Source organism: Caldisericia bacterium (assembly GCA_021158845.1).
Taxonomy (GTDB): Bacteria; Caldisericota; Caldisericia; order B22-G15; family B22-G15; genus B22-G15.
On sequence record JAGGSY010000097.1, the window covers coordinates 1 to 8,191 of the forward strand.

Here is an 8,191-nt window from a genome sequence, read left to right on the forward strand (position 1 = left end):
ATCTCATACTGATGATAGAGGATATTACTGATAAGAGAAGATTAGAGGAAGAGTTAAAATTTAGTTTAAAAAAATTCAGAAACCTTTTTGAGGATGCGCCTCTGGGAATAAATTTAACAGATAAGAGGGGAGTATTTCTTGATGTTAATCCTCAATGGGAGAGAATGCTTGGGTACGAGAGAGAGGAGGTTGTTGGAAAGAAGACATGGATGGATATTACTCATCCAGAAGATCTTAAAAGAGATACCCCTTTATACCAAAAATACCTTAAAGAGGTTAAAGATGGAAAAACATTTAAAACCTTTGTTAGTGAGAAACGCCTTATAAGAAAAGATGGAAGTGTATTCTGGGCAAAGGTTATAACATCTCCAGCCTTTGACGAAAAAGGGAACTTTCTGTTTGAAGTTGCAACTATAGAGGATATATCATCAAAGAAAGAGGAGGAAATTGAAAGGGAGAAGTTGTTGAATGAGCTTAAGGAAGAGAAAACATTCTCAGATACATTAAAAGATGCAGCTTTAAAACTTACAACCAAAACAGATTTGAAAGGACTACTCAATGAAATGCTTATTCAGGCAAAGAGACTTATTCCCTTTGTATCAGGTAATGTATCTTTGATTGAGGATGATGAAATAGTTGTTGCTGCTTCAATAGGTTACGAAAAATATGGTATAGAAAAATTTGTTTCAAATCTAAGAATACCTATAGATATGTATCCAACTGATGAGAAAGTTATTGAAACAAAGAAACCCCTTATTATTTCTGATACATCAAAACATCCTGACTGGATAACATACAAGGAAACTGAGTGGATCAAATCTCATATAATCATTCCAATAATAGTTAAAGATGAAGTTATAGGCTTTTTGAAAATTGATGGGGATAGGATAAATCAATTCTCAAAGGAAGATGTTGAGAAACTTATGCCATTTGTAAACATGTGTAGTGTAATTATTGAGAGGGCAAGGGTTTTTGAAGAACTTAAAAAAGAAGGAAAAAGGTATAGAGAGATGTATAGATTGTTCAGACTTTTGGCAGACAATGCTCAAGATATGATATGGGCTAAGGATTTGGAAGGTAGATACATATTTGTAAACAAAGCTATATGCGAGAAACTTTTGAATGCAAAGAGTACGGAGGAACCCATTGGAAAAACTGACCACTACTTTGCAGATAGAGAGAGGAAGAATCATCCTGATAATCCAAAATGGTACACTTTTGGAGAAGTCTGTGTTAACTCAGATGAAGTTGTTCTTAAGACAAAGAAGCCGGGAAGGTTTGATGAGTTTGGTTATGTAAAAGGAAAATACCTCCACCTTGATGTGTATAAAGCTCCACTCTGGGATGAGAATGGAAATCTTATTGGAACTGTTGGAACTGCAAGGGATGTTACCAAGGAGAAGTATCTTGAGAAACTAAAAGAGGAGAAAGAAAAAGAGCTTAAGAAAAGTCATAAGAGATTAAAAAGGGCATTTAATGATATAATAGCCATTCTTGGAAAAATTGTTGAAACAAGAGATCCTTACACTGCTGGACATCAAAGGAGAGTGGCAAAAATTGCCACAGAGATTGCCAAAGAAATGAAATTGAGTAAGGAGAAAATTGAAGTTATAAGGGTTGCCTCTCTTGTTCATGATATAGGAAAGATCGTTATTCCCAATGAAATTCTACATAAACCGGGGAATCTATCAAGAATAGAATGGGAATTTATAAAGATGCATCCAAAGGTTGGATACGATCTCTTAAAGAACATTGAATTTCTCCACCCTGTAGCTCAAATAGTTCTTGAACATCATGAGAATATTGATGGTTCTGGTTATCCAGAGGGACTTAAAGGGGATGAAATTCTTTTGGAAGCAAGGATAATTAGAGTTGCCGATACTCTTGAAGCTATGACATCCAATAGGCCTTACAGACCTGCCTTTGGTATAGATAGAGCTCTTGAAGAGATAAAGAAGAACAAAGGAATACTGTATGATCCTAAGGTGGTTGAAGCTTGCATTAGACTTTTTGAAAAAGGATTTAGATTTGAATAGGTGTTGGAATTTGCTATAATATGCTTGGGTGCGGGGTCGAGGGGAGCCCGACCTTAGGGTAAATAGAGGAAAAAAGAAAATAGCGACCATCCGCACCCATTTTTATTTTAGAATTCCTTGTAGGTTGAACTTAAATGGAATTTATAAGTTTGTATTTCTCCTTTACTGATAAAAAGTCATCTCTTAATCTTTTCATTGCTTCAGGAATATGATTCATTATATCTCTTGCAGTAATTCCATCCTCTCCAATAACTTCTCCTATAAGATCACCAGAAAATCCATGAATAAGAACACCCATCTTTACTGCTTCCTCTATATTAAATCCAATTCCATACATTGCAGGGATAATTCCTGAGAGAACATCTCCAGATCCAGGTGTTGCCATTCCAGAGTTTCCAGAAGTATTTATAAAGATTCTTCCATCTGGATAACCTATCAAGGAGTGGGCGCCTTTTAAAACCACAATTGAGTTAAATTTCTTGGTAAAATCCCTTAAAATATTGATCCTGTTTTTTAGTATTTCATCCTTTGGAATAGAGACAAGTCTACTCATTTCACCTGGATGAGGAGTTAAAACTGTGGGAGATTTTCTCTCCAATAAAATTTTTAAATCCTTAGATATTGCAGTTAATCCATCACCATCAATGAGAACTGGTTTTTCAACAACTTTCACAAACTCCCTTACAAACTCTTGAGTCTCCTGATTTAAAGAGAGTCCCGGACCAATTACTACAAAGTCAACCTTTTTGGAGATATTAATGAGTTTATTTAAGTTTTTTATGGATATTGAACCTTCATCAGTTTCTTCAAGCGGGATGAACACAACCTCACTTGCTCCACAGGAGATAGAGTTAACTATGGATTTTACTGTAGCAAGTCTTGAATATCCTCCTCCTGATTTTAGAAAGGAGAGTGAGGAAAAAAGTGGAGCTCCAAGATAGAATCTTGAGCCAGCAATAAACAATGTATCCCCAAAATCTCCCTTATGACCATCTTTTTTTCTTTCAGGTAGTGGAGCTACTTCATTTATAAAGATTTTTATTGTTTCTTTCTCATAAAGTGTGGGGGGAAATGATATATGTGATAAGAAGAGTTTTCCATTAGAGGAGAAACCTGGATAAAGAAGGTTTCCAACTTTTGGAAGACCAAAAGTTACTGTATAATCTGCTTTAACAGATATTCCCATAATCTCTCCAGTATCTCCATTGACACCAGAGGGAATATCCACACTAACGACGGTCTTTCCACTTTTATTTATAGTATCTATTACATCCCTTAGGATACCTGTTATCTTTCTTGATATTCCTGTTCCCAAAAGCGCATCCACTATTACATCAGAATCTCTAACTGCATCTTTAAAGGTTTCAATTTCTTGATTGAAATAAATGTCCAGATTCATACTCTCAAGTATCTCAAGATTCCTCTTGGATACACCTCTAATTTTTTCCATATTTCCAAATACGAAGACCTTTACACTACCACCTTGAGAATAGAGTTTTCTTGCCACAACAAATCCATCTCCACCATTGTTTCCTGTGCCAGATACTACAATAAATTTTTTATTTCTTATCCCTATCTCCTTTAAAATTACAAAATAGACACTGTTTCCTGCATTTTCCATCAGTATCTCTTCAGGAATTCCAAACCTTTCAACTGCCTCCCTATCAAGATTTCTCATCTCTTCTACTGTACTTATTCTCATTTTGCACCTCAAAAAAATTATACAATTTTTGTGATGTATAATAAAAATATGAGGAAAATTCTGTACTTCACAGATACCCATCTTCAGGGCAAAGAGCTTTCATCCAGGAAAGATAATTTTCTTATATCAATCCTTGAAAAAATTGAGGAGATAGGAGAGATAGCAAATTCCATCAATGTGGACTATGTTTTGTTTGGTGGAGATTGGTTTTCACACCCATCACCCAGTGATGAAGTTATAATTAAGCTTATTCAAGCGTTGAAAAAATTTAATGCAAGACCTATAATTAGCATCCTGGGGAATCATGATATAGAGGGAAGGAATCCAGAAACTTACAACAGAAAGTCAGCAAAGATACTTGAAGAGGCTGGAGTTGTTAAATTTTTAAAGGATGGTGAGGTTTTTCCTCCAGTTGATACGGAGATTGAGATACATGGGATTAATTACAGAGATGGAGTTGATGAGAATCCCGATTTTTTGAGAATAAAGAAGAGAAACATAAATCTTATCGCAATAGAGATGGTGCATTCCTATGTTTTACCCTTTAAGGCAAATTTCTCGTGCCTCTCATTGGAGGAAGTGGCAGGTGTTACTGAAGCAGATATAATACTTGTAGGCCACTATCATGATGGATATGGGATAAGAAGAGTGGATGGGAAAATATTTATATCCCCAGGAAGCATTGCCAGAGACAGTATAACTCAATTTGATAGAATTCCACAGGTTGTATTGTTAACCATTGAAAATACAAAGGTGGAGCCAAAGTTGATAAAGCTTAAAAGAGTAAAAAAGAGAGAAGAAATTGAGAGGAAGAACCTGAATGATATTGATAGAGTTCTCTTTGGAGAGTTCTTTTCATCGCTTACAGAGAGAGAAAATAGAAGTTTTGACCCAGAAAGAATAATAGAGATGATCTCTAAAGATGAGAAAGTAGATGATGAGGTAAAAAGAGAGGCATTGAGGAGATATGAAGAGGCAAGAGAAAGAATCTATAAAAAATCTTGATGATTTTAAGAGGAAGTTCAGTAGTTTAAATGAAAAACTTAAAGAGAGTATTCTTTTGAGAGATAGAATTATTCTGGATATCTTGAAATCAAAAGAAATTGTAGAAAGAAGAGACGAATTTAACTTCTCTCCATTTTTTGTTGATGGATCCCTTATGAAAATGGGCGGCAATTATCCAAACTTTTTCTATATCTTTCGCTCCCTTGCCATAAATCCATTCAATGGACAAAGAATATTTATGTATGACCTCTTTTCTCCCCTCCTTTCTGAGGATAGAGCCTATTTTGAGAGAATTTTAAACGAGATAAAAAGGAGAGAAGAGGCACTACTTTCAGATTTAACATATGCAGAGGAGAGAATAAGGTATGAGAGAATGGCAAAATTGGAGATTCTTGTGGCAACAGATTCTGTTGATTTCTTAAAAGAAGGAGACCTCTTAATTATGGATGGCTCCTTAACACACTTTCAAAAGCAAGCTGTGAGAGAATTTAATGAACTTCTAAATAAATGTAGGTCTAAAAATATTACACTTGTTGGTGTGATAGAGGATATATATGGAAAGGAACTTTCAAATTTAGATTTATCTGATAAAGAGTTACTCACAGGAAAGTTGTCAATAGGAGAGATGATTTTTCTTCCATATCCAAAGAAAAAGCAAGGTTTCTCAATGGTATATTTGAGGAGTTCTAATGACCCTATCCCTATTGCTTTTGATATTCCATCCGAATTTAAAGATAGATACAGAGAGGTTGCATCTTTTATAATGTTTATAACAGAGAGAAATGGGAGGGGAATTCCCTTCTTTCTGGATATGGTTGATAGAGAGGTTAAACTAACGGAGAAGGAGATAAGGCTTATGGGGAAACAATTTCTTGATGAGGAAATATTTGAAACATTCTTCACACCAAAGAGGAGATTGAGATGAGCGATATACTGGTTGTGGGTGAATCCAATCAATTTGAAGTTTTTGTGGCATCAAGGGAGGAGAGGTTTTCCTATCATGATTTTTTCTTTGTAGAAGGTGATGGGAAAGAGTATCTTTCTGAAGTTGTTGAATCTTACAGCATAAATTCCTTTCTTCCACTTCCTGGAAGTGGAAATGAGAGGGAGGAGAGAATAATCTCCCACCTAAAAACCCTTGGTTTTAAGATTGAAGAGGAGGAGATAAACATAGCCAAACTCAGGTTCTTGGATGAACCACCGTATCCGTTAAAAGTGGGAAGTAGAGTTAGGAGGGCAAACTTTTCTGAAATAAAACATATCTTTAAGCTAAAACCTGATGGTCTTGTAATTGGAATTATCAAAAATACAGATAGATTTTATAACTCCCTACCCAATGAATTTAAAGACCTTGTGGAGATTCTTGAAGAAGATGGGAGAAGAAGACAAAGAGAGATTCCATTTATATTTGGTGTCAGGGAGATGGCAGAGTATCCCCATATTGGTATATTTGGAGGAAGTGGTTCCGGCAAATCCTTCTCTTTAAGAGTAATTATTGAGGAGATGGCTAAAAAAGGTTATCCAGCCATTGTGTTTGATCCACATTTTGAGATGATCTTTGATGTAGTAGATGATAGTGTCAAAGGTGTTTACAAAAATATAAAGGAGAGTGTAAGAGTGTTTTCTGTAGGAGAGGATATTGGTATAGATTTTTCTGAACTATCCGAAGGTGAAGTAGAATCACTATTCTCCACTATAAGTGAAATTGAACCTCCTCAGATGGAAGCAATATATGTTGCATACAATATGATGGGAAAAGAGAAGAGTTTGTCAAACTTTAGAGAGAATCTAAGGAGTTTAGCTGAGAGAAAAACAGAGGGGGAGATTAAGACAAATGTGAATCCTTCAAGTGCAAGGGCAGTGCTGAGGAAACTAAATTACTTAATAAGACTTGGTATTTTTGGAAAGGGAGATAGGGGAGTTATAAACTGGATGAAGGATAAAAAAATTGCAGTGGTCTGGGGAAATCTTGATACATTAAAAGTTTTTGTATCCTTTTTACTTAGAAAATTGGTGGACAAGAGGAGAGCATACAAGGATGGTCTAAAAAAAGGACAAATTGAGGAGTATTTTCCACCTTTCTTTGTTGTTATAGATGAGGCACACAATTTTGCTCCAAAGGAGTATTCCTTTACCATTCCGTCAAAAAGGGTGATCAAACTCATATCACAGGAGGGGAGGAAATATGGTATATTCCTTATTTTAGCCACTCAAAGACCATCACTTCTTGATGATACAATAACAGCTCAACTCAACACCAAATTTATCTTTAGAACCGTTAGAGAAACTGATCTTTTAACCATAAAGAAAGAGACAGATCTTTCAAAAAGTGATATAGAAAGGTTGCCTTATCTTAAATCTGGAGATTGTTTTGTGTCCTCTGCAATATTTCAAAGGAGTTTGCCTGTTAGAATAAGACTTTCATTCACAAAAACTCCCTACACAGAGAATCCCTTTGAGGAGTTAAAAAGGGAACAAGAAAAAAAGGATGAAGTTGTGTTCTCTTATATAAGAGAGACAGGTTTAATTGAAGAGAATATGCTTCACATTACTCTTAAAGAGTTAGAAAGGAGAGGGCTTATGCTCTCTGGTGAGGATGAGTTAATGAGTATTCTATCAAGGCTCTCAAAAGATGGAAAGATTGAAGAGGTAGATAATGGTATTTTTACAATCTGGAAGGTAAAAGATGTGGATTAAAAGAATCACTTTAGAGAACTTCCAATCTCATCCATTTACATCTATTGAACTCTCACCCAATATAAATGTTTTTCTTGGAAGGGGAAATAGAGGAAAGACTGCAATAATAAGAGCTATACTCTGGGTATTTTTTAATGAACCACAGGGAGACGCCTTTATAAGAAAAGGGAAAAGCATTGCAAGGGTAACTATCACATTAAGTGATGGGACCACTGTTATTAGAGAGAGAGGTAAAAACACAAATAAGTACATTCTTATAACAAAAGATGGAGATAGAAAAGAGTATTCAAGTTTTGGAAGGGGTGTTCCAGAGGATATTAAAAAGGCTTTAAAGATTAGAGTCCTTCCCATAGAACATGGGAGGAGACTTTCACCACAAATAAAGGAGCAGATGGATTCTCTTTATCTATTAGATGAAACTCCTTCTACTATTCACACAACTCTCCTTACAATCTCCGGTGGACATGTGATAGATGAGGCAGTTAAATCACTTGCAACTGACATAATAAAGATTCAGAGAAAGGAGAAGGAGGTATCAGAGGAGATAGAAAACCTCAAAAATTTACTTGAAGAGTTTAAAGGAATTGATGAGAAAAGAGATAAATTACTTAGATTGAAAGACGAGGTGGAGAATTTAAAGAGCCTTTATACCAAAAAAGAAAAACTCATCAAGTTAAGACAGAGTTTGAGGAGTATAGATACAAAGTTAACATTCCTTAAGAACCAATTTAAAATACTGAGTGAAATTGAT

6 protein-coding genes are annotated in these 8,191 nt (G+C 35.2%); 5 read left to right on the forward strand and 1 reads right to left on the reverse strand.

Annotated features, from left to right (window positions below):
- Positions 1 to 2,036: PAS domain S-box protein (locus J7J33_03830; protein MCD6168419.1), on the forward strand; the 2,036-nt coding region annotated here is incomplete at its 5' end.
- 130 nt (positions 2,037 to 2,166) lie between these two features.
- On the opposite strand, the gene J7J33_03835 is transcribed toward J7J33_03830, so the two are convergent.
- Complete coding sequence (locus tag J7J33_03835; protein MCD6168420.1) at positions 2,167 to 3,738, reverse strand: NAD(P)H-hydrate dehydratase; 1,572 nt, start codon at positions 3,736 to 3,738, stop codon at positions 2,167 to 2,169.
- Between the two features lie 48 nt (positions 3,739 to 3,786).
- Here J7J33_03835 and J7J33_03840 point away from each other — a divergent pair, with 48 nt between their 5' ends.
- The 4 genes from J7J33_03840 to J7J33_03855 all read left to right on the forward strand — a co-directional run.
- Complete coding sequence (locus J7J33_03840; protein ID MCD6168421.1) at positions 3,787 to 4,743, forward strand: metallophosphoesterase family protein; 957 nt, start codon at positions 3,787 to 3,789, stop codon at positions 4,741 to 4,743.
- Positions 4,706 to 5,668: a DNA double-strand break repair nuclease NurA gene (locus J7J33_03845; GenBank protein ID MCD6168422.1), complete on the forward strand. Its 963-nt coding sequence runs from the start codon at positions 4,706 to 4,708 to the stop codon at positions 5,666 to 5,668. Before J7J33_03840 ends, J7J33_03845 begins: the two co-directional genes overlap by 38 nt.
- On the forward strand, positions 5,665 to 7,440 hold the full coding sequence (locus tag J7J33_03850; protein ID MCD6168423.1) for an ATP-binding protein: 1,776 nt from the start codon (positions 5,665 to 5,667) through the stop codon (positions 7,438 to 7,440). The genes J7J33_03845 and J7J33_03850 overlap by 4 nt, the downstream gene beginning before the upstream one ends.
- Positions 7,430 to 8,191: AAA family ATPase (locus J7J33_03855; protein ID MCD6168424.1), on the forward strand; the 762-nt coding region annotated here is incomplete at its 3' end. The genes J7J33_03850 and J7J33_03855, both read left to right, overlap by 11 nt.

Excerpts from the sequence above, each read along its gene's own strand:
- J7J33_03845 (MCD6168422.1), top strand. The coding sequence starts at position 4,706 with ATGAAGAGGCAAGAGAAAGAATCTATAAAAAATCTTGATGATTTTAAG.
- J7J33_03840 (MCD6168421.1), top strand. The coding sequence starts at position 3,787 with ATGAGGAAAATTCTGTACTTCACAGATACCCATCTTCAGGGCAAAGAG.
- J7J33_03835 (MCD6168420.1), bottom strand. The coding sequence starts at position 3,738 with ATGAGAATAAGTACAGTAGAAGAGATGAGAAATCTTGATAGGGAGGCA.
- J7J33_03850 (MCD6168423.1), top strand. The coding sequence starts at position 5,665 with ATGAGCGATATACTGGTTGTGGGTGAATCCAATCAATTTGAAGTTTTT.